We start from the raw sequence: 21615 nt of genomic DNA, 5'->3' as shown, positions 1-21615 counted from the left end.
ATCTGTCGACTGCAAAATAAAAATCAATATCTGTCGATAATCATAACCCAATGCAGAATAATTTAAGTAAAACAACAGATTCGCAAGCGTCACCACAATCACACAATAACTACAAACAAACACAAAAAAACGCGTCACAGCCATCTCGTCCTTTACCCTTTTCCCTCATCCTATGTTCAGACCACGAGTAATAAGACGAGTCTTAACACTCATAACCAAAAAAGACTGAAAACATCTCCAGAAACATTCTAAGGAGCTTGTCTTCAGTCTTTTGGGTTTGGGTTTGGGTTTGGGTTTGGGTTTGGGTTTGGGTTTGGGTTTGGGTTTGGGTTTGGGTTTTAATGCATCATTATTCTATTGATAGAACAATACACTAGTTGACCGTAAGTGGAAGGCGGCGACTCCGGGAGGATCAGCGTGAGTTCGAGACCCTGGACTGAACGAAGTGAGGGAAGCGGCTCGGGCCACGCCCTCCGGAAAGCGTCCGCCTGGAACGTCGGTCAACGGTGCCCTCCCACTTACTCTTGAACTTGAACTTCAACTTCAACTTCTCCAATAATAAAAACGGAAAGGAGTCAAAAAGACCCTTCCCGTCTACCTTTATATCTTCTTAAACACCAACGAAGCATTATGCCCACCAAAGCCAAGCGAGTTACTCATCGCATACGTAATATCAGCCTTACGCGCTTCATTCACTACATAATCCAAATCACACTCAGGATCCGGCGTCTCATAATTCATCGTAGGAGGTAAAATCCCTTCCTGCAACGCCTTCACAGTAAAGATCGCCTCAATACCGCCAGCCGCGCCAAGCAAATGACCCGTCATCGACTTAGTAGAACTCATTGCCAACTTATACGCATGATCACCAAACACAGTCTTTGCTGCCATCGTCTCAAACAAATCATTATATGGCGTGCTCGTTCCATGCGCATTAATATAATCCACCTGCGTAGGTTCAACGCCCGCTTTTGCCAATGCCTGTTGCATCGCACGCGCTCCGCCTTCTCCGCCTGGTGCTGGTGCTGTAATATGGTGCGCATCTCCAGTTGAACCGTATCCGACGATTTCCGCATAAATCTTCGCTCCACGTGCAACAGCATGTTCATACTCTTCCAAAATCAAGATTCCTGCACCTTCACCCATTACAAAACCATCACGGTTTTTATCGAACGGACGGGAAGCTTTCGTAGGATCATCATTCAAAGATAGCGCTGTGCTTGCGATGAAGCCCGCTACTGCAAGTGACGTGATCGGTGCCTCAGTTCCACCTGTAATCATGACATCTGCATCTCCACGCAGGATGACTTCAAACGCATCCCCGATAGAGTTAGTACCGGATGCACAAGCTGTTACGGAACAAGAGTTGATTCCTTTAGCACCTGTGAAAATCGATACTTGACCTGAAGCCATATCTGGAATCATCATAGGAACGAAAAATGGGCTGACGCGTCGATAGCCTTTTTCGAGGAATGTATTAAATTGTGCCTCATGTGATTCCATTCCACCGATTCCAGAACCGATCCAAACGCCTGTACGAAGCGCTAAGTCGCCTTCTAGTACCAGGTTCGCATCTTTCATTGCCATCATTGCCGAAGCAACTGCATAGTGCGTGAACCGATCCATTTTACGGGCATCTTTGCGGGAAACGTATTCTTCGATATCGAAACCTTTAACCTCTGCCATCACGCTGACCGGGAATTTCTCTTGATCCAGTCTTGTCATCGTGTCGATACCCGATTTCCCTTCCAACACTGATTTCCAAGATTCTTCAGCTGAGTTACCTACTGGTGAGATTCCACCGATACCCGTTACCACTACACGTCGTTTTTCCAATTTCAAACTTCCTTTCTATTGTTAACTTTTATTTTCCAGACTATTTACTTACCCCATTTTATACATAAGCCGCCCCATGTCAAGCCGCCACCAAATCCTACAAGAACAATCACATCATCATCTTTCACTCGACCTTCTGCTAAATCGTCTGTCAATGAAATCGGTATCGATGCTGCCGATGTATTCCCGTACTTATGAACCGTTTTCGACATTTTTTCTACCGGCAAGCCTAAACGCTCACGTGACGCTTCCATAATACGAATATTTGCTTGATGAGGAACCAAATAGTCTACTTCGTCTGTCGTTAAACCAGCTTTTTCGGCGACATTGACTGCCGTTTCTCCCATTTGGCGTACCGCAAACTTGAATACTTCACGGCCATTCATTTCTAAATATTTATCATGACGAAGATGTTTTCCTCCTGAACCGTCTGCCCCCAATTCGAATGAAAGAATTCCTCTTCCTTCACTTACTTTCCCAACGACTGTCGCTCCCGCACCATCTCCGAACAATACAGCGGTATTGCGGTCTTCCCAGTCAACGATTTTCGATAACTTTTCCACGCCTACTACCAGAACATAGTCATACGTGCCAGATTCAACAAATTGCTTCGCTGTTACTACACCGTAGATGAATCCTGCGCACGCTGCAGAAACATCCATCGCCGCTGCGTTCTTTGCACCTAGACGTTCTTGAATCATCGTAGCTACAGACGGGAAAGAAGTATCCGGTGTAACCGTGGCAACCAAAATCAGACCGATTTGATCAGCACGGATTTCCGCTGATTGTAATGCGTTTTTCGCTGCTTCAAACGCCATGTCCGATGTATTGATATCATCTGATGCGATTCTACGCTCTTCGATTCCCGTACGCGTGCGAATCCATTCGTCTGAAGTATCTAAACTTTTTTCCAAATCTTCATTTGTTACAACAGTTGACGGAACAAATTTCCCCATTCCTAAAAGTCCAGCTTTCATCTCATCTACCCCGTTCCTTATCATCTAATATTAGTACCTGGTAGTAATTATAGAAGAAAACATGTGTTTTTTCAAGACGAGGACACTTTTTCGTCAAATATAATACATATTTTGATTTCATCGTTTTAGTTTGCTATGGTATGATGGAATATGAAATAGACTAGTCGAGGTGAAAATCATGCACTATATTATGACATTTGTTTGGTCGTTCCTCTTGGTAGCTATGTTAAACTATGTTGCGGGCTCCATTGGAGGCTATGCATTTGACTTCATGGCGGGCGTTACCGTCTCAATCGTTTTGGCTGTACTTGTATTGATTATCACTACAATCATTCCAAACGAATCTCCAGCAGACGTTTGATTTACGATCAAAAAGCGTAAGAACTGTTCAACAGTTCTTACGCTTTTATTTTGACCTGATCTCATCTGACAACTTCTACCACCAATTCCCCTTCGTGCATGGACAATTTGATTTGCTGTCCTTCTACAAGACCACCTCGTATGACCTCTTGCGCAACTTTCGTTTCCACATGACGCTGAATGAATCGTTTCAATGGCCGCGCACCAAAGTCCGCATCTGCCCCTTCACGCACAATCCAATCGAGTACGTCATCATCATAGACAAGTACTAGATCTTGTTCTTGCAGACGATCAACCAAATCACCAAGCATCTTGTTAGTAATCGCTTTAAATGAATCTGTAGTCAATGAATGGAAAATGATGATATCATCCATTCGGTTCAATAACTCAGGTTTGAAATGACCACGAAGAGCTGCCATGATCAGATCTTCTTTGGCATGTTCTGTATCCTCTAAATCATTCTCGAGTAAATAAGCGGACCCGATATTCGATGTCATGATGACGACAGTATTCGTAAAGTTTACTAAACGCCCTTGACTATCTGTTATACGACCATCATCTAGAATCTGCAATAAAATATTCGCTACATCAGGATGCGCTTTTTCAATTTCATCCAATAACACGACAGCATATGGATTTCTTCTTACCGCTTCTGTTAACTGACCGCCTTCTTCATAGCCGATGTATCCTGGAGGTGCGCCGACTAGACGTGACACACTGTGTTTCTCCATATATTCAGACATATCGATTCGCACGAAGTGATCTTCCGAATCAAATAATGTAGCAGCCAATGTTTTCGCAAGCTCTGTCTTACCTACACCAGTCGGTCCTAGGAATAAGAACGATCCTATAGGCTTGTTCGGATCTTGAATCCCAGCACGTGCACGCCAGACAGCTTCCGTGACAAGTTGTACTGCATTGTCTTGTCCAATGACACGTTCTTTCAATGTTTCATGCAAGCGCAATAACTTCTCACGCTCACCTTCAACCAGTTTCGTTACGGGAATTCCTGTCCAACGCGCAACGATTGAAGCAATCTCTTCTTCCGTCACTTCTTCACGCAAAAGACGTATATCTTTTGTTCCTTCCAACGGACTTTCCAATTCTTTCAATTCTTTTTCTAATGCTGGAATTTTACCGTACTGTAATTCCGCGGCTTTGTTCAAATCAAAACTACCTTGTGCTTCTTCAAGTTCACGGCGGTAGCGATCAAGTTCCTCACGTGTACTTTGAATAATTTTTAATGCGGCTTTTTCTTTATCCCACTGCTCGCGCATATCTTTTGAAGAATCTTTCAAGTCTTGCAGCTCTTCTCGTAAAGTTTGAAGGCGGGACTGACTCATTGTATCTTTCTCTTTACGCAATGCTTGCTCTTCAATCTCGAGTTGCATAATTCTACGAGTCACCGCATCCAACTCAGATGGCATCGAATCAATTTCCGTACGAATCATGGCGCTCGCTTCATCAATTAAATCTATCGCTTTATCCGGCATGAAACGCTCAGTTAAATACCGATCAGATAATGTTGCCGCCGCAACTATTGCACGGTCATGAATACGCACACCGTGGTGCAATTCAAAACGCTCTTTTAACCCACGTAAAATCGATACCGTATCTTCGACAGAAGGTTCACGTACCATCACTTGCTGGAATCGTCTTTCAAGTGCCGCATCTTTCTCGATATACATCCGGTATTCATCCAGTGTAGTCGCACCAATACAGTACAGTTCACCACGTGCAAGCATCGGCTTCAACATATTCCCCGCGTCCATCGCACCTTCTGTTTTTCCAGCGCCAACTATCGTATGAATCTCATCAATGAACATGATGATTTCCCCATTACTCTCTTTCACTTGTTTCAAAACACTTTTCAGACGCTCTTCAAACTCTCCACGATATTTCGCACCTGCAATCAGCGCACTCATATCCAGTTCAAAAATCTGACGGTCTTTCAATCCTTCGGGCACATCACCTTTTACAATTCGCTGTGCCAACCCTTCAACAATCGCAGTTTTACCGACTCCTGGTTCACCGATTAGAACTGGATTATTTTTTGTCTTTCTTGATAAGATTCGAATGACATTTCGAATTTCTTCATCCCGGCCAATCACCGGATCCATTTTGCCGTTTTTCACTTCATCAACCAAATTGCGACCGAATTGCTCTAGTGGTGAGCGCTGGTCTTCTTGCATTCCATCCATGCGCATATACATCCGCCTCTCGTTTATTTGACTTTGACTATCTTTGATTAATTAAATTATAGTATATTTTTTAGGTAAAGTAAAAGATTAACACTCGAATTCGTTTACGATTTTTAGATAAAAAAAGATCGCCCACAATGATGCGGGCGACGTCCATTAAACAAGTTGGCGAGGCGCAACGACTACCCCGTCTTCATCTGCGTAGACATAGTGACCTGGTGTCCATTCCACATTTCCGAAGTGAAGAACTTCGTCTTTCTGTCCTTCGCCGCGTTTGATACTCTTCACCGGCATGCTTCCGATTGCCATGACGCCGATTTCCTGTGTGCCAAGATCCGCGGTGTCGCGTGCACAGCCGTAGATAATGACGCCTGCAAGTTTACGATCCTGTGCGATTTCGCCGAGCATGTCCCCCATCAGTGCGCAGCGTTTTGACCCCCCGCCGTCTACAACCAATACATGGCCTTCTGGAATCGTTTGGAGTGCTTCCTTCACTAGCACGTTGTCTTCAAAGACTTTTACGGTTGAGATCGGCCCCGAGAATCTTTTGTGATTTCCGTAGGATTTGAACTCTACTGTGCACACTTGCAGTTCGTCGATGAAGTCATCACAAAGGTCTGCTGTTTTAACTGACACTTCCCATTCCCCCTAGTACATTCTGTTTGACGCTACCCTATTCCTATTCGACAAAATCTTGCATTTCCTTTTTAATTATGAATATTGTTATCTAACTTAAAAGGGTTTGCCAGAGTGAGTTACTTAGTGTTCGTCATGGGATTGAAGCTCCAGCTGGCGGACGCTTTCCCATGGGCTCGGCTTGAGCCGCTTCCCTCACTTCGTTCAGTCCAGGGTCTCAAGCTCTCGCTGATCCATCGGGAGTCGCCGCCAGCTTCCGCTTCAATCCTACGTTTATAGTGGAGGAACGTAGGTTAATCACTGTATATATTGTAAACTTTTGTTGTCTTTGAACTTTATTAAGTTCAATTTTAAATCAATTACATGACTAACTTCAATGCACAATAATAGGTAACTAACCTTACTTTGTAGGGATTGGCGCGTAGGAGGGGGCGACTCCGGGAGGATCAGGTCGACAGGTGAGACAACTAAAGGGAGCGCAGCGACCTAGTTGGCTCACCGCGGCCCCTTCGGAAAGTCCCCCTCCGAAGCGCCAATCCCCTAGCCTAACACCCCGTCAGCCATTCCATTCCATAAAAAAACCACACCATATAAAACGGTGTGGTTGGTGTATTCTATTAACGTACGCCTAGTGCAATCTTGGCATAACGTGACATGTTGTCGCGGGACCATGGTGGATTCCAAACGATATCTACCACTGTGTCTTTAACCTCTGGAAGTTCCATTAGCTCTTGCTCAATATTCGCTACGATCTGTGGACCCATTGGGCAACCCATTGACGTCAATGTCATTGTAATTTTCGCGACTCCTTCGTCAAGTAACTCTGCATTGTAAACCAATCCAAGGTTGACGATATCAATACCTAATTCAGGGTCGATGACGTTTTCTAACGCACCAAATAAATACTGCTTGATTTCTTCTTCTGTGTTCATCGGAATGCTCCTCTCTGCTGTGTAGTAATCTTATCTTACCAACATACTACATGGCACGCAAATGCTGTGCAAGCCAATTGACTGATGCAAGCATTCCTGGACGTGAAACCGAGTGACCTGCATTTTTTTCAGGCATCCATTTCAAAAGCTCCGGCTGATCTACGTAATCCTTTTGAATTTCCTCGTAAAATTCTTTCGTAAACTCAAATGGTACCATCGCATCTTGTTCTCCGTGCCAAATGAAAAGTGGACGCTGATGCAGTCTACCTGGATTTTGTGATAGATCCACTTGGTCAAGGGCCGCGAATAGTTGTTCACGTTCTTCTTGTGAAACCGGGATTTCTCTACCCCCATGCTCCGCGTAAGAAATTTGTCCTTTCGCTAAGCGCGTGAAGGCAGGTGAGCCCATCATCACGGAAGCTGCATCGATCCAATCATAATTCGCGAGGCAACCGAATGTTGTGATTCCACCCATTGAAGTTCCACCCATGCCGATTAATGTTTCGTCATCGATCAATTCTTTTTCATATAGTTCACCATGTAAAACATCTGCTTCTTTAATAGACGTCAACACGATGTCCCAAAAGTTTATTGCTAATTGAAATTCATCCAGTGATTCTGAGCGTTCACCATGTAATTTAGCTTCAGGTAATATCACACGAATTCCTTGTTTTGCTAGATTATATGCGTAGTGTAAATTATGTTCTTTCGCGCTAGTAAATCCATGAAAAAATAGTACAACAGGAATGCGTTCTTTCTCTTTCGACTCTTCCACGATATGAAGTACCGGGATCTCTTGCCATTTTTCTGAACGAATAATCATGACGATTCCTCTTTTCCTACAATCATTTACTGTTATGTTAGAATAGCAACATGTAACAGATAAAACAATTGCTTCGCCTTATCACTCATTTTTTTGACTTACTTACACGGTTAACGATAAACTATAAAGACCTAACAATCTGAAAATATCAGCACTAGTAGGAGAGGATTTCTTGAAACCACATTTGATTGTTTTAGATTTAGATGGCACATTATTGACGGATGAAAAAATCATTTCACCCAAAACCGAACAGACACTTCGTCATGCGGTTTCGCAAGGACATCACGTCATGATTGCGACTGGACGACCATACCGCGCTAGTGAAGTTTACTACCGCCAGCTTGAACTGACCACACCAATCGTCAACTTTAACGGCGCTTTCGTTCACCACCCTACTGATCGTTCATGGCAAACGATTCACGAAACGATTGCGTTGCCAGTCGTCAATGAAGTAGTAGATGCCATGCAGAACTTTTCAGTCGAAAATATCATTGCGGAAGTTATGGACGATGTCTATGCCCATTATCATGATGAACGATTTCTAGACATTTTAAACTTCGGCAATCCACTCATCACTGCTGGAGATATTCGGAATTCATTAAAAACCGATCCAACTAGCTTGTTAATTCAAGCCGATCCGCTAACTGTCGATCCGATTCGGCAGCATCTTGAAGACTTGCATGCAGAAGTCATCGATCATCGTCGTTGGGGGACTCCATTTAACATCGTGGAAATAGTTCGTCACGGCCTTAATAAAGCAGTAGGCATTGATGCGGTTTCAAAATGGATGGACGTACCGAAAGACCGAATCATCGCATTCGGAGACGAAGACAATGACCTCGAAATGATCGAATATGCAGGAGTAGGTGTCGCCATGGGGAATGCAATCGGCCAATTGAAATCTATTGCAGATGAAATAACCGACACAAATAATGAAGACGGCATTTCACGCATACTGGAAGAACGATTAGCTTTACAGAAAAACATCGTCCTATAGGGGGAAAAGAAATGAAGATTTTTGCGGATAGCGCATGTGATTTACCACTAGACTTCTTTAAAGAAAACGAAGTAGAACTATTCCCGTTAAGCGTTCTTCTAGACGGCAAAGAATACGAAGATATCGTCGAGATCAACTCCAAGGAAGTTTTTGATGCGATCCGTCAAGGACAGCAACCAAAGACTTCACAAGCTTCACCAGACAAAATGATGACAACTTGGAAAGAACTTGCAGCATCCGGTGAAGACGGCATCTACATCGCTTTCTCTTCCCAACTATCAGGAACGTACCAAACAGCAGTCATGACGAGCGACCTAGTAAAAGGAGACAATCCCTCCATGAACTTGGCGCTCATCGATACACACTGCGCTTCGCTCGGCTATGGTCTACTCGTTAAAGAAGCCGTACGCTTACGCAATGAAGGCATCGGCATGCGAGATATCGAACAAGAAATCCGCACGATGGCCATGCATATGGAACATCTTTTCACAGTAGAAGACCTGGATTACTTGGCAAAAGGCGGACGCGTATCCAAAGCAAGTGCATTTTTCGGCGGATTGCTCAACATTAAACCATTACTTCACGTAGAAGATGGTAAACTTGTCCCCATCGAAAAACACCGTGGACGCAAAAAAGTCCTACGTCGTATGATTGAAATGATGGAAGAACGCGGCGACAACCTTCAACAACAAACTATCGCCATCAGCCACGGCGACGATCTCACTACAGCCAAAGAGTTTCAAAAAATGATCCAAGAAGTCGTCCAACCAAAAGCCATTGAAATCCATCAAATAGGCTCCGTTATCGGCTCACACGCCGGTCCTGGAACCATTGCCCTATTCTTCCTTAACCATACAAAAAGTGAATAAAAAACAGCCTGCATAAATAGCAGGCTGTCTGAGACTCAAGACTGGTTCCAGTATCAGGAACTTGTCTTGAGCCTTTTTCTTTTGATTTTTTTGAACTAACCACAAATTTCAATGGAATAACGCCAGTTGATCATAAGTGTCAGGTGCCTTATCCTTTACTTCTTTTCGCTAACCGAGTCTGCATTCCGACCTTGCTTACCCTTGCGAATAACAAGGAATAAGAATGCCAAAAACAAAACAACTACCATAATCGAAGCAATTAGGTAAGGCGTATTAAATCCCTTATCTTCCTCGATGATGTAAACCTCGGCCATCTCACGATCAAGTACGACATGATACTTATCATCCTTTGTCTTCTTGATCAAATCCTGACCAACCACACCGCGAAGCTTCTTGTTCTCTCCAATCACCGCAGGGTCCAGTTCAAAGCTCTGCACTTCGGACGTATTATTGAGCGCAATAATCCACGTCTCTTCTTCAGAAGATCGTTCAAATACAACAAATCCATCTTTATTATGCAAAAACTTGAAATCTCCTGTACGAAGCGTTTCTGAATCATTACGCAGAGTGTTTAGATCACCAATCCACTCATGTAATTCCATATCCGTTTTAAAATTAAAGAACGGATGGGATTCCGGTGCTTCTTTACCATTCACGGCAATTTCTGTTGCATAAGGAACCAATGGAACGCCCGGAAGCATGAATTGTGCAACCGTCGCTACTTTCCAACGTGTTGGTGGGAATTGACGAAGCTCCACCATTTTATATGTAAAACGTGGTCCAGTTAAATCATCAAACTGTAGTAATTTACCTGCATCCTCGTTACTAAACTGATCCAATGAAGAAGTTTCTGAATCTACTTGCACGAACGATTCCTGAATGGCTGCACTTCGTTTTTCAGCCGGTATACTGTCAAATGATGCATCACTCTGCTCATTTGTAATCACGTACAGTCCTTTGTTCGCTTCTTTCACTGCCTCAATCATGTGGTTCAGGAACTTCGTATCCGCATTGTCAAGTAATGTCAAACGAAGCCCATCTAACTCATAATCAGAAACAAATTGTACTGCTGCTTTCGTCAATTCTTGCTGTACAGCAGGATCGCTAACTTCACCTACTAAAGGAAAGTCTGCCATAATTTTCAAATCGTTCGCATGCATTTCTTCGATTAATGCGGTGAACTCTTCCGCTGTACCGAAGTGCGGCTCAATCTCATAATAGTCAAGAACTTCATTTCCATCATAGGAAGCCGTTTTGAAAACCGGTCCGACAGAAATCATCGTAAAGTGCATATCAAGTAAATGTTGCAATCGATTGCTGATTCCAGCAAAGTCGCCACCGTTAAAAATGGCTGGATTTTTTGCATCGGCACCGAAATCATTCGATTCGATCCCATTATTGAAACGGTCGACAAGTAAATCATAGATACTTTCATCGCTAAAAGATCGATCGGTATCTGCAAAAGCGGATGGTGCTATGGATAGGGCAAGCATACAGGTTGCCAGTAGTCCGATTATTCGTTTCACTTTAGTAAATCCTCCTCATACAAACTCTTCTTTCAGTTTATCAAACGGTAGCTAGCCATGCCATTCTTTCTTATGAAAACCATTGTCGCATTCTGTAAATACGGCAATCTTGTGAATGTATGGCTTTCAAGCAAATAAAAAAAGCAGTAGAGGAATCAACCTCCACTGCTTGCGCATCATTATTTCTAGTCGTTTTCAGAAAAGAAGTCCAGATCCCGTTGTTTACGCGCACTGACCAAAACGGAGACAGCAAACAGTGCCATCAGTAACAGGATCACTATCAAAAATATCCAGCCAGCCTGTGTTGCCATTTGCTCATCTCCTTTAAGAGTCAGTAGGTATTATGCGAAAAAGTTGAAGCCTACTGGTAATTTGAATCCTACGAACATCGTTGCAAGTAATGCAATGACGAAGAGAATCCACATAAGACCTGTGTTCTTCCCTTTACTTCCGCGAACAAGAACCATTTCCATAAATCCAATTGTCAGAAGACCAAGGACAAATTTGATACCATATAACATGGAATCGATGCTCATATGCTTAAAGAATAGCGCAGCACCCGTGATGATGATCAACACATAGAACAGACGCAAAATCATATGTGTAATCTTTTTTCCTTTTGTTCCATTTGCCATACTAGCTGCAACTAAAAAAAGTACGATACCTACTACCCATATAAAAATATGCATATGGGTTGTATCAGTTAAAAATCCCATTTCATTCACCTCATTAATTTGTACAGTCAATTAATATTCTACCATATCTTTCAAACTACGACTATTCTGTAGCTTATTTCATAGCCTCATGTATTATTCGAAACGGTTAACTAGCGTACCGATACCTTCGATGGATACTTTTACTGTATCGCCCTTTTTCAAGTAAGTCGGTGGTGTCATACCTTTACCGACACCCGCTGGCGTACCTGTCAAGATCACATCGCCCGGCTCTAATGTGACATACTTAGAGATTTCAGCGATCAAGTCATCGATTTTGAAAATCATGGTGGAAGTATTCCCATTTTGGCGCACTTCATCATTCACTTTCGTGACGACAGATAAATTTTGTGGATTTGGAATTTCGTCTTTCGTCACCACGTAAGGCCCCATCGGACAAGAGTCATCTAAACTTTTACCTAAGAAGAACTGCTTGTGCTCTGTCTGAATATTGCGCGCTGTAATATCATTACCAATTGTGTAACCAAACACGTAATCATATGCCAGTTGCTTAGGAATGTTTTTGCCTGTCTTGCTAATAACGACAGCCAATTCCCCTTCATAATCTAATGAATCCGTCACTTCACTATGGATCGATAATGTTTGCTCGTCCCCTGCGATTGCAGTTAGAGATTTGGTGAACAGCATCAATTTTTCAGGTGCTTTTGATCCAAGTTCTTCTGCATGGTCAAGGTAGTTCTTACCAACACACAACACGTTTTTCGGTGTGCGTGGAATTGGAGACAACCATTCGATGTCAGTGAACGCATGCTTGAACGGCTCTACGTTTCCTTCAACTTCAGTTTTCTCTACCAATTTACGAACTTCCTCCACAAAATCCATACCGCGGGAAACGCCTTCAATCATCGTTTTCGGGAAATCAGTTTGTTCCAAAGCTTCAGCCATTGCGAGTAGATCCCATACGGCTTCCTCGCGTTTAACTTTTGGTCCGAATAAAGTCTGTCCTTCGTAGCGGAATGACAATAATTTCATTTGAATACCCAACCCTTTCCATGTGAGTTCACATATTCCTATGTTACGACAAAATCTACTTTTTTTCCTCTTTCACGACGAAATTCTTTCCATACGACCACTTCCGCCACACAGCTTCAAGTGGACCCATTCGGAATTTCGTCAACCAAACCTGCGCTACTATGAGCTGAATCGCGAAGATCCCGATTGCCAGCCACGTGCCGGTCACTATATCTACTTTACCATACAGACCTACTCCATATGAATAAAATATCATCGTCGCAATGATTGACTGCATAATATACGTCGTGAACGCCATCCTGCCGACACTAACAAACGGTCTTGCCATCATTTTCAAAAATGGTAGTTGAAACAGCAATAAGAACAATGCCGCGTAGCCAAGTGTCAAAATGGGTCCGCCAACGATTGATTGTATAAGTAAGATATTCTCAAACTTCGGACCGTCCCAGCTCGGGATGTTTTTTAAAACGACTCCAACCGGAATACAAATGATCATGGCGAGAAGCAATTTCCCTTTCAACACATACATACGCTCGATGATCTTGAATTTCGATAACGCTGCACCGAACATGATCAAAGGCAATATGATAAAGACTGCTGTAATTGAGCCGATGATTTCAAATGTAAAGAATTCATTCAAACGGAAAGCTAAAATCTCTTTGAACGTTCCGTTTCCATAAGATGAAATCGCCAGTTCAATCTGTCGTGTATCGACGAATCCATCCAATACATTCGAAGTGGTCTGACTGCGAGTCAACGCCAATATACCGTACAACAATAACGTTGGCACAAAATAAATGACTAGCGAAAGGGCCAGCAACCACTTCTTTGGAATTCGGATCACCGCAATCATAATGAATCCCATCAACGCGTAAGTGAACAATATATCACCTGACCAGATCAGTACCGCATGCAACACGCCAAAAATCAGTAGAATTCCCATACGTCTTGCCATGAATGGCCCAAACTGCGTATCATTCCTCAGTGATTTTTCATACTGCATATTCAACCCATAGCCGAATAACATGGCGAATAACGGATAGAAACTGGCTTCAATAAATACATCGATAAAATGAAACATCGCCTGTTCATGCGGGATGGTGTACCACGAATACGGATCCATATACGCATACGGCGAATGGAAATGAAGCATATTCGCAATCAAAATACCGAGTAATGCAATACCTCTTAAAAAATCGAGTGCTTCCACTCGTTCTGTTAGAGGTGTAGGAGTCAACTTCAAACGAATTCCTCCTGTAAACTAATGATTTTTGCTCCGCTGAATAAGTAAAGCAACATTTCTTTAATTTCGATCGAAAGAATGGATTCCAATACATTCTTATACAAATTTAACTGAGTGCCATAACGGACTTGCATTTCATTAGCAATCGCCGAGTCGGAACGAAATGCACGGATATCGTCTGTTTTATAATCAACGAGCACCCACTTGCCATCTTCATGAAATAGACAATCGGCAATACCTTGAAGCAACTGGAATTCACCTTCAACAGCGGGTAGCGCGTAAGTAAACGGCATTTCACGTAACACTTGATCGGCTTGCTTCATCCGTTTGCCAAGTGTCGTCTGGAAAAAAGCCACAATCGCTTGAATATCAATCGCCATCGCCTCTTCTTTCGTCAACAGTTCACGTGCTTCGAGCTGCTCCACAAATTGCGTAGCACTTGCTAGATCCAGTTCTTCTTTCAAATCGAGATGTTGCATAACGGTATGCATTGCGGTTCCAATTTCTGCTTTCGTCAATGAACGCTTCTGCAAAAATGATGGACGAGCATGAAGATTTGAGATGCGTTTCGTGACGTCTCGTTCCATTTCCTCAAACGAATCCGCGTCTCCTCGTTCGAACTCAAGCAACGCAATCCGCTTCAACTCACTGACGGATTGTTTGGAAGACAATTCAACTGCAAATTCAAACGGATACTGCGCATCAAAACGACTTCGCACTTCTTCCACCAACACTGGATCCACCGTTGCCGTTTCCTGATCGACAGGTATCCAATCCTCAATCTCGACTTCATTCGTCCGATGAAAAGCAGAAAACGGCAAGGCATTTACTTCCCATGATGACGAATCATCCACCAGTTCCCCGCCTGTCGTCTTACCGAACTTACCGAAATCCATATGACGCGCAACGGCTGGTCCTATCCAGTCGAGGTAACCGGTTGCCCGTGAACGTATGTATTCCGGCAAAGGATCCTCTTCATTCAATAATTGTGCTTCTTGCCATTTGTTCATTGTCTTTTCGATGTCTTTAACTGAGGCAATCAATTCCAAATGCTCTTTAGCACGCGTCATGGCTACGTAGAGCACGCGCATTTCCTCCGCTCGCATCTCTAGCTCCTTTTTCTCTTTGATCGCCAGAAACGGTAGTGACGTGAACATAATACGTTTATCCGGGTCGATCGCTTTGACAGCGAGTCCAAAATGCTGATCAAATAAATACGGATTATGGAAATCCATTTTATTAAACGGACGACCCATTCCCGCTAAAAATACATACGGGAATTCCAGACCTTTTGATGAATGAATGGTCATGATCCGCACGACGTTTTCCTTTTCGCTCATGAACCGCGCTTCTCCGAGATCATCTCCGCGTTTACGCATGCGGTCGATAAACCGAAGGAAACGGAACAACCCACGGAACGACGTCTTTTCATAGGCCATCGCCCGATCATGTAACGCACGTAGATTGGCTTGGCGCTGTTTACCATTCGGCAAAATTCCGACCATTTCGTAATAATGCGTATCTTGATAAACTTGCCAGATCAATTCCGATAACGAACCGTGCCTAGCCATATTCCGCCAGTCTTCAAGTAATAGGAAAAAGCGTTGCAGTTTTTGCTGTGTAGCAGCATTCACTCCCGCCCCACCGGTCTGCATGAACAATTGTAGCGCTTCATAAAACGTCGCATTTCGATTGACGAGACGAATTTGCGCTAATTCGTTTTCAGTCACGCCAACGAACGGAGCACGCAACACCGAAACAAGCGGAATGTCTTGGTATGGATTATCGATCACGCGCAATGTATTGAGCATAATCATCACTTCAATGGCATCAAAATAGCCCGAAGATAAAGACACATAGACAGGAATTCCAGCGGCTTTTAGTTCATCCGCAATTTCACTCGACCAGGTCATCGAACGCATGAGAATAACAATATCACTATATTCAAGCGGACGTTGCTTACCGCTAAATGCATCCGCGACTTGTGCTTGCTCATCTTTCCACGCTTTAATCTTCTGTGCAATATACCGTGCTTCTACTTGGGATTTCTTCAGCTCTTGCTGGGCTTCTTGTTCTTCAGACATTTCATCTTCTTCATTCTCATACAAAATCGTCAAGCCTGCCGATACATCCTTATCGGGATAATGTGCACCGTACTTCAACGCGGCCGCCTCATCATATTCAATTTCTCCAACTCGCGTCCCCATGATCTGTCTGAAAATATAGTTCGTGGCATCGAGCACTTCTTTACGGCTTCGGAAGTTGGCATTCAAGTCGATTTTCAATCCTTGATCCTCTACATCAGACGTAAAACGATCATACTTCCCTAAAAACAAACCCGGTTCTGCCAAACGAAATCGGTAAATGGATTGTTTGACGTCCCCTACCATAAATAAATTGCCATCTGCTTCTCCGCCACGCTTCACTAACTGCAATATAGCTTCCTGCAAGAAATTCGTATCCTGATACTCATCCACCAATACTTCTGCAAATCGATTTTGGTAATCGATTGCAATATCAGAAGGCACTCGTTCTCCGTCTACTTCTTCGGATAAGATCTGTAATGCATAATGCTCAAGATCCGAGAAATCCACTAAGCCGCGTTCTTCTTTCGATGCTTGATAACGCGTCGAAAAATCCTCTACCAATCCAACGAGTGTATGCATAAGGGGAGCCATCAAACGGATTTCTTCTAGCAATCTTGCAGGTGTTCGAGTAAAGTACGTATCTTTCAATGCATTGATGATTTTCTTTACTTGATCACGCATCGCCTTAGCACGCGCGGCCAAGTCTTCATCACATGTATCTTTACGGATCGTACCTGCTTTCACCCATTTCAACGTCTGGAAATACGCATAGGCATCTTCCCACTTGCCGTGAAGCATATACTCAAGCGCACCGTCAATCCATGCTTCATCTGCTTTAGCGGTTTCAAGCAATGGCAACGGTCCATCATGCATTTCCGCTACTCGCTGTAAATCACGCGTGACCGTTTTAGCTTCTTCAAGCGTATGCTGGATCGATATTTTCAGCGAATCGATAAATGACAAGTCGTCAATCGTCGCATGATCCCCAATTTCATATTGCTGCGGAATGAGTTCTAGCCATTGCGATGGATTGGGATGTACACGGGAATAATCATAGAGTTTATCAATCAACGTCTCGATCGCCTGATCATTACGGTCTGCGGTGAAACTATCACTCAGACGATAAATCGCTTCTGGATCGGGCTGACTGTAGGCATCTTCCAACACTAGTGCGATCGTATCATCACGTAAAATCGCTGCCTCTGTCGCATCGGCAATACGGAATCCAGGATCGATATCCAGCACATATGAATACTGCCGAACTACTTGCAGACAAAATGAGTGCAACGATGAAATCTGTGCTTTATTCAGCAAGTTCAACTGTCTGCGCAAATGGACCGAAGAAGGATCTTGGACGATGGCTTCTTCAAGTGCACTCGCCATACGATGACGCATTTCGGCAGCCGCCGCATTTGTGAACGTCACAACGAGTAGCTGATCGACGTCTATCGGGTGTTCCGTGTTCAATACTTTTTCAATCATCCGCGTGATGAGGACTTTCGTTTTCCCTGAACCTGCTGCAGCAGAAACGAGAATATCTTTACCGGACGCGTGGATTGCTTTCCATTGATCGTCCGTGAATGTCTCATGTGGCGGTTTATTTGGAATTCGCATCTGGATCGATCTCCTTCCTCATCTTTTCTAATGATTCTTCTGGTTTATAGGCGGAATAGTTCCGTGTAGGCTGTGTCGGATCCGTACTATCAAATTGACAAATCGACTGATACGAACAAAACGTGCATGGCATATGTTCTTTCAAGCGGTACGGATAGACACGTGTATCACCTGATAGCATGCCGTCTCCCGCTTGCTGATGTTTTTTACGGACAAATGAACGCAATATATTGATATCTTCAGGTGGTACGACTTTTGAATTCGAATAAAACGAACCGTCTTTCTTTAATCGTGCTGGAATAATTAACGATTCACTTTCGATCTGGTCATCCATCGCCAAAGCAACGTCCGCATCTTCTACTATATAGCCTTGCATTTTATAGGATTTCAATAACTCTTTTTCCACAGCATCTTCGTTTAACTCTTTTGTCAGACGCAACATCGGATTGTGAACATACATATACAGTACACCCGCGGGATTCGCGTAGACACCGAGCCAATCTTCCGCATGCTCAAGTGCCACATCGAGATACGTCAGCATTTGCAGCGATAAGCCATAATACACTTCGGTCAAATCAAGCGCACGGGCTGACGATTTGTAATCGACTACTCGCAAATAGGTCTGATCGTCTTTTTTCATCGTATCGATTCGGTCAATTCGCCCTCTAATATGCATCTGTTGGCCATTTTTCAAATGGATTTCAAGTGGTGCGATATCTTCATCTGGACCGAAACCTGCTTCGATCGCAATCGGCGTGAAGCTGGAATTGCGTGCTTGCGACTGTAATGCACGGATCGTCCGTTGAATGATGTGCATCAATTTTCGTTGAATATATGCATAGCGTTGACTTGACAATAAAATTCTATGGAAGAACTTTGGCGCCAGTGCATCGATCGCTTCACGACCTAACTGCCAGCACTGTTCATTCGTCAACGCAGCCCAGGACAAGCCTTGACGCATGACTTCGTCAGATACCCATTTCAATGCCGCATGGAATAAATCCCCGATATCTGGCGCTTCAAGCTGGAATTCAAAACGCTCTTGTAAATTCAGACCATATGTTGTGAAATGTTGGAACGGACAACTGTAGTATGATTCTATCCTGGATACACTCGTCGTAAAGGACGAACCGTATAAACCCGTCGTCAATTCCGAGTCGAGCAACTCGGTCTTCTGTCGCTTCAACGCGGGTTGTACGATGGACTCTATAACTGAAGACCAAAGTGGATCTTCTTTATAATAGGCTAGTACCGCTTGCCATTCAGGTGCGATTTCTTCCTGTGTTGAAGCTTGTCGCATTATACGAATCGCATAAGACAACGCCACTTCAGGATGTTCGATATAGGCAAGCTGATCTTCTACTACAGACAATTCCGTAGGTTCCATGACAGCAATCTCCGTAGGTATATTCGGTACTATCTGCTGTAATCTAGGAATGTAAAGAGAGGGAATTAACGCTTTCCCTTCTTCATCCGCAATGGGATAGCTGACAGTCAAACGCGCACTTGCTCCGGTAAACGCCCGGTACGCCATATATGATTCGCGCATGAGCTGAAGCTTCGTCGTAGGTGCGAGCGTCATGCCGATCTCACTAAATAACTCTCGGTCACTGTCTGAAAGTAATCCTTCATGATCATTGCGCAAAGGCAATACCCCTTCATTCGCACCGAGTACAAACACCGCTTCGACATCCATTGAATTGAATAACTCCATAGTCGTCACAGTTACTTGATCGAGCGAAGGCGGAATCAATTTAAATTCCAACGTATCGAATCCTTCATCCAAGATTTTAATAGCTTCTGCAATCGGCAGTTCTTTCTCGCCAAACATTAGCACAAACTGATCCAACACATTAATCCAACTCGTCCACGCTTGTTCATGTTCCGCCGCTGCTTGCAAACGATTTATAGTATGTTCCGTTTGCTGCAACTCTATTATTTTATCGTAGATGCGAAGAGATTCTATTGTGTAAAACAACGCTTCCGCCACGTCTTGACCGGTACGAGCTGACTGTAACTTCTGTTGTAATTGTTCAATCGGCTCGCGAATCATATCGCGAGTCTCCGCAAACTCCGCTTGTGTCGCAAGTTCTTCATCTGTCTGTACGGTACGGACTTTTTCTAGACCTCTATAGCGACTCACCTTCCAACGCTCTTCATCTTGCCAGCGGGATTTGCCATGGATTCCTTTAGCCAGTACGAAATTCTCCAAGCGGTCTGCCCGCTCTCTCCATACTTGTTTGCTTTCATTGACAGGGAAAAACAAATCCGTCTTCACTGCCCTGAACACTGCTTCATACGACCAATCTGTACGCACCGCTTCAAGCAATGACCGTGCAAATTCAATCAACGGATGATGCAGCATCGGTTTCTTCTGGCTAATGAACACTGGAATATCATATTGCGTGAAGATGTTCTGGATCAATTCGTTATAGACATCCGGTTGACGATTTAATACCGTCATGCCGCGGTACCGCTTGCCTTCACGCATCAGCTTGCGAATCGAACGTGCCACTGCATGCACTTCCGCACGGCGATTTGACGCCTCGATTATCTGGATCGCACCTTCCGATTCAAACGTTTCAGGCGGATAGTGATCAAACTGCTGTTCCAAATGCGCCAATTCTTGATTTGAAAAACGTTGCAACTCCGTCAAATGAATGCGTTCTTCACGATCAACAGACTCACTATATGCCAGTTGCTGAAGCGTTTCGTACTGTTGCTGTGCAGTATGGAATAATTCATGCTCGCTGTTATGCACTTTTTCTTCCATCGGCAACACGACTGTAACGCGTTTCGTATATTTCATTAATTGCGTAATAATCGAATATTCCTGTGTCGTGAAATCGCCAAAGCCGTCTATATAGATCGACGCGTCCTGTAGCCACTCCGAATGCGCTATCTGATCAGCTAGCGCATTTAGTTGCCCTTCACTGTCCATATACGTCGTTCCAAGACGTTCTTCTATTTTCTCAAGCAATAATTGCAAATCATGTGCTTTATCTTGCAAAATTCGAGGCGCTTGCTTATCGGAAAGTGAGATCGTCAATTCGGAAAATGCTTGCTGATCGATACAATACTTACTGAATTCCTTCATGACGTCACTAATTTGCTCAGCGAATCCGTGCTTCGAAGCCGCTTGTTTAAATAGCTTGAACGAGTCTTTATTATCCTCTAGCACACTGCGTACGAGCATGCGATACCCGAAGCTGTCTACTTCTTCGCGCGTGATGCCCCCAACTTCTTGCAGCACCCGCCATGCAAGTCGTTTGAATGTCAATACTTGGGCACGGATCATGCCGGTCAATCCAGATTTGACGGACAGGCTATATTCCATCGAGTACGATAATTGATCGGGGACAATGACGACAATAGGCGCCCCCATCGGCCGTTCTTTCAATTCTTGCGCAATCTCGCGTTCAATAAAAGTGGTCTTTCCTGTTCCGGAGCGACCTGTAATAAAGCGCAGTGACATAACTCTCTCCCCTTTCATTGGAAGTTAGATTTATATAAGTTCGTTTAGTAAGTTAGTAAGCGGCTTTGAGTTGTGGTTCTGCAAGTGTTTTTTCTATTTGCGGTTGGTCAGGATTTTGTTGTTTTGCTGACCGCGTTAGTAGAGATTTCATTGTCCCCACTTCGGCGCTCGTGGTAAGCACCTTCGTTAAAAACGTTATAGCGCAGGTACAAAACAAAATATCTTTGCACGAACGTTAACCTATTGCGAGAAACTTTTATCCACGACACAATGATCAGTCCCACAAACTAGTTGATCAGCGTGGAAGGCGGCGACTCCCGCGGGAATAGCATG

16 protein-coding genes are annotated in these 21615 nt (G+C 43.8%); 3 read left to right on the top strand and 13 right to left on the bottom strand.

Features of this window, described 5'->3' with window-relative positions; translation table 11 throughout:
* Window positions 1–600: 600 nt before the first annotated feature.
* Window positions 601–1836, bottom strand: coding sequence for a beta-ketoacyl-ACP synthase II (fabF, locus tag SporoP8_RS13825; RefSeq protein WP_085133050.1), 1236 nt, complete (start codon window positions 1834–1836; stop codon window positions 601–603).
* Between the two features lie 44 nt (window positions 1837–1880).
* Window positions 1881–2813 carry a beta-ketoacyl-ACP synthase III gene (locus tag SporoP8_RS13820; protein WP_085133049.1) on the bottom strand — a complete coding sequence of 311 codons (933 nt, stop codon included), beginning with the start codon at window positions 2811–2813 and terminating at the stop codon, window positions 1881–1883.
* A 178-nt stretch (window positions 2814–2991) separates the two neighbouring features.
* On the opposite strand from SporoP8_RS13820, the gene SporoP8_RS13815 reads away from it, so the two are divergent.
* On the top strand, window positions 2992–3174 hold the full coding sequence (locus SporoP8_RS13815) for a YjzD family protein (RefSeq protein ID WP_085133048.1): 183 nt from the start codon (window positions 2992–2994) through the stop codon (window positions 3172–3174).
* 61 nt (window positions 3175–3235) lie between these two features.
* Here SporoP8_RS13815 and SporoP8_RS13810 read toward each other — a convergent pair whose 3' ends face one another.
* The 4 genes from SporoP8_RS13810 to SporoP8_RS13795 all read right to left on the bottom strand — a co-directional run bounded on the left by SporoP8_RS13810 (window position 3236) and on the right by SporoP8_RS13795 (window position 7765).
* Complete coding sequence (locus SporoP8_RS13810; protein ID WP_420066744.1) at window positions 3236–5374, bottom strand: ATP-dependent Clp protease ATP-binding subunit; 2139 nt, start codon at window positions 5372–5374, stop codon at window positions 3236–3238.
* Window positions 5375–5530: 156 nt separating this feature from the next.
* Window positions 5531–6010, bottom strand: a complete 480-nt coding sequence (rraA, locus tag SporoP8_RS13805; protein ID WP_085133046.1) for a ribonuclease E activity regulator RraA — start codon at window positions 6008–6010, stop codon at window positions 5531–5533.
* A gap of 617 nt (window positions 6011–6627) precedes the next feature.
* Window positions 6628–6942: a metal-sulfur cluster assembly factor gene (locus SporoP8_RS13800; RefSeq protein ID WP_085133045.1), complete on the bottom strand. Its 315-nt coding sequence runs from the start codon at window positions 6940–6942 to the stop codon at window positions 6628–6630.
* A gap of 46 nt (window positions 6943–6988) precedes the next feature.
* Window positions 6989–7765, bottom strand: a complete 777-nt coding sequence (locus SporoP8_RS13795) for a prolyl oligopeptidase family serine peptidase (RefSeq protein ID WP_085133044.1) — start codon at window positions 7763–7765, stop codon at window positions 6989–6991.
* Window positions 7766–7937: 172 nt separating this feature from the next.
* Here SporoP8_RS13795 and SporoP8_RS13790 point away from each other — a divergent pair, with 172 nt between their 5' ends.
* Complete coding sequence (locus SporoP8_RS13790; RefSeq protein WP_085133043.1) at window positions 7938–8762, top strand: Cof-type HAD-IIB family hydrolase; 825 nt, start codon at window positions 7938–7940, stop codon at window positions 8760–8762.
* A gap of 11 nt (window positions 8763–8773) precedes the next feature.
* Complete coding sequence (locus tag SporoP8_RS13785; protein WP_085133042.1) at window positions 8774–9631, top strand: DegV family protein; 858 nt, start codon at window positions 8774–8776, stop codon at window positions 9629–9631.
* 155 nt (window positions 9632–9786) lie between these two features.
* Here the strand turns inward: SporoP8_RS13785 and SporoP8_RS13780 are convergent, their stop codons facing one another.
* From SporoP8_RS13780 to addB, 7 genes are all read right to left on the bottom strand, one after another.
* Window positions 9787–11157: an alpha-amylase family glycosyl hydrolase gene (locus SporoP8_RS13780; protein WP_085133041.1), complete on the bottom strand. Its 1371-nt coding sequence runs from the start codon at window positions 11155–11157 to the stop codon at window positions 9787–9789.
* Window positions 11158–11342: 185 nt separating this feature from the next.
* Complete coding sequence (locus SporoP8_RS16915; RefSeq protein ID WP_269747679.1) at window positions 11343–11468, bottom strand: hypothetical protein; 126 nt, start codon at window positions 11466–11468, stop codon at window positions 11343–11345.
* Window positions 11469–11498: 30 nt separating this feature from the next.
* Window positions 11499–11873 (bottom strand): YisL family protein, encoded by a 375-nt coding sequence (locus SporoP8_RS13775; protein ID WP_085133040.1) that lies wholly within the window; start codon window positions 11871–11873, stop codon window positions 11499–11501.
* A 93-nt stretch (window positions 11874–11966) separates the two neighbouring features.
* Window positions 11967–12863: a fumarylacetoacetate hydrolase family protein gene (locus SporoP8_RS13770; protein WP_085133039.1), complete on the bottom strand. Its 897-nt coding sequence runs from the start codon at window positions 12861–12863 to the stop codon at window positions 11967–11969.
* A gap of 55 nt (window positions 12864–12918) precedes the next feature.
* Entirely contained in the window at window positions 12919–14106 is a 1188-nt protein-coding gene (locus SporoP8_RS13765) for a DUF418 domain-containing protein (RefSeq protein ID WP_085133038.1), read from the bottom strand.
* On the bottom strand, window positions 14103–17807 hold the full coding sequence (addA, locus tag SporoP8_RS13760) for a helicase-exonuclease AddAB subunit AddA (RefSeq protein ID WP_085133037.1): 3705 nt from the start codon (window positions 17805–17807) through the stop codon (window positions 14103–14105). The genes SporoP8_RS13765 and addA overlap by 4 nt, the downstream gene beginning before the upstream one ends.
* On the bottom strand, window positions 17791–21282 hold the full coding sequence (gene addB, locus SporoP8_RS13755) for a helicase-exonuclease AddAB subunit AddB (RefSeq protein WP_085133036.1): 3492 nt from the start codon (window positions 21280–21282) through the stop codon (window positions 17791–17793). Before addB ends, addA begins: the two co-directional genes overlap by 17 nt.
* Window positions 21283–21615: the final 333 nt, after the last annotated feature.

The organism is Sporosarcina ureae, from assembly GCF_002101375.1.
Lineage (GTDB): Bacteria > Bacillota > Bacilli > Bacillales_A > Planococcaceae > Sporosarcina > Sporosarcina ureae_B.
Note: the sequence above shows the minus strand (reverse complement) of the source record. Positions and strands in the feature narration are given on the sequence as shown.